The organism is Mesorhizobium sp. M7A.F.Ca.MR.148.00.0.0 (assembly GCF_003997735.1).
Taxonomy (GTDB): domain Bacteria; phylum Pseudomonadota; class Alphaproteobacteria; order Rhizobiales; family Rhizobiaceae; genus Mesorhizobium.
Genome location: NZ_RZTB01000296.1, coordinates 1 through 1,051 on the forward strand (window position 1 = coordinate 1; position 1,051 = coordinate 1,051).

General features: G+C 60.9%; 2 protein-coding genes and 2 pseudogenes. All 4 read left to right on the forward strand.

Features of this window, described 5'->3' with window-relative positions; all coding sequences use genetic code 11:
* A pseudogene (locus EOB49_RS38295) lies at nt 1-101 on the forward strand (ATPase); the annotation flags it as partial.
* Between the two features lie 44 nt (nt 102-145).
* Nucleotides 146-538 (forward strand): VOC family protein, encoded by a 393-nt coding sequence (locus tag EOB49_RS34060; RefSeq protein ID WP_127327613.1) that lies wholly within the window; start codon nt 146-148, stop codon nt 536-538.
* A 49-nt stretch (nt 539-587) separates the two neighbouring features.
* Nucleotides 588-950, forward strand: coding sequence for a hypothetical protein (locus EOB49_RS34065; protein ID WP_127327612.1), 363 nt, complete (start codon nt 588-590; stop codon nt 948-950).
* Between the two features lie 25 nt (nt 951-975).
* Nucleotides 976-1,051 (forward strand): annotated as a pseudogene (locus EOB49_RS38300) (polyketide cyclase); the annotation flags it as partial.

Sequence of the window (1,051 nt, forward strand, 5' to 3'; positions counted from 1 at the left end):
TGGCCTGCATGAAGGCCTATGTCGAATACGGCATCAATTTGCGCGACGGCTACTACCGCAGCGAGATGAAGGGCGAACCCGCCAACGAGACCAATGTTTGAGCGACCCGATATCCGAGCAACAGAAGGAAGATGGAGACCTTGCGATGACGAAAGTATCGCCATTCCTGATGTTCGAGGGCAAGGCCGAAGAGGCAATGACCCTCTATTGCGAGACCATTCCCGGCAGCAGCGTCCTTGACGTCACACGCTACGGCCCCGGCGAAGACGGCCCGGACGGGACGGTCAAGCTTGCGCGCGTGTCGATCGCCGGCCTGGAAGTCATGATCTTCAATAGCCCCGTCCACCACGCTTTCACCTTCACGCCGTCGGTCTCGCTGTATGTGGACTGTTCCGCCGAGGACGAACTGGACCGGATTGTCGAGACACTGGGCAAGGACGGCGCGTTCCTGATGCCACCGGACAATTACGGCTTCAGCCGCCGTTTCGCATGGCTCGACGACAGGTTCGGGGTCTCCTGGCAGATCAATCTCGCATGACCAGCCTGAGCAAAGGCGACAACAGCAGAACACGACAACGGAGCCAGCTATGACCACGAAAATCACCGGCGGCATCAACATCGCCATGAAGGTACCGCCGCACCAATATAAGGCGACGATCGCCTTCTACCGCGACGTTGTCGGCCTGAAGCCGTTCACGGACAAGGCGCCCGCCATTGGCTTCGAATTAGGCCCCAACCGCCTGTGGATCGATGAGGCGCCGATGATGAGCCAGGCCGAGGTGTGGCTGGAACTATTCACCGACAATTTTTCGACGGCCGCGGATCATCTGGCCAAGGCCGGTGTTGTGCGCTGCGACGTCATCGAGCCCCTGGGTGAGGGCTTTCGCGGCGGTTGGATCGCCAACCCGGCCAACATCGTCCACATGCTGCGCGAGCCGGACGCCTGGTGAGCGCCAAGCCACGAGGGAGCATCCCATGGACATCCACGAAAAGCCGACCGCCGAAGCCGGCATGCTGATCCGGCGGCCTGTCGCCGATGTATTCGAGGCCA